At 65.1% G+C, this 614-nt stretch carries 1 protein-coding gene; it reads left to right on the forward strand.

Annotated features, from left to right (window positions below; translation table 11 throughout):
* The coding region (locus HP547_RS29225; RefSeq protein WP_172288993.1) for an EAL domain-containing protein at nucleotides 1-614 on the forward strand (614 nt) is incomplete at both ends.

The following is a 614-nucleotide window of genomic DNA, read 5'->3' on the forward strand; positions in this document are numbered from 1 at the left end:
GGTGACGAATTCGGCGTACTGGCCGAAAACTGCCAGCAGGTTGGCCAGGCGGGCAAGCTGGCGCAGTGCATCATCGAACGCATGCGCGAGCCGTTTCTGTTCGACGGTCATCGCCTGTTTATCAGTGTCAGTGCCGGTATCGGCCTGTTCCCCAGCGACGCGTTGAGTGCCGGGCAATTGCTGCGTAACGCCGACTCGGCGTTGTACAAGGCCAAGAGCAACGGGCGCGCGTGTTATGCGCTGTACACCGAGGAGCTGACCGCCCACGCCCAGCACCGGGTCGAGACGGCCGGCGAGCTGCGTCGGGCATTGGAGCAGGACGAGCTGCGGGTGTTCTTCCAGCCTGTGCATGACCTGGCGACGGGCAGCAAGGTCGGGGTCGAGGCGCTGGTGCGCTGGCAGCACCCTCAGCGCGGCCTGGTGCCACCGGGGGAGTTCATCCCGATTGCCGAGCGCACCGGGCTGATAGCCGAGATTGACACCTGGGTGCTGCGCCAGGCGTGCTGGCAGATGGTGCAATGGCAGGCCGAGGGCCGGCAGTTGGCATTTGTGGCAGTGAATATCTCCAGCCGCCTGTTTGGCCAGCACGATTTGTACCGGCAGGTGGCCGAGGT

This window comes from Pseudomonas sp. CM27 (genome assembly GCF_013179515.1).
Lineage (GTDB): Bacteria > Pseudomonadota > Gammaproteobacteria > Pseudomonadales > Pseudomonadaceae > Aquipseudomonas.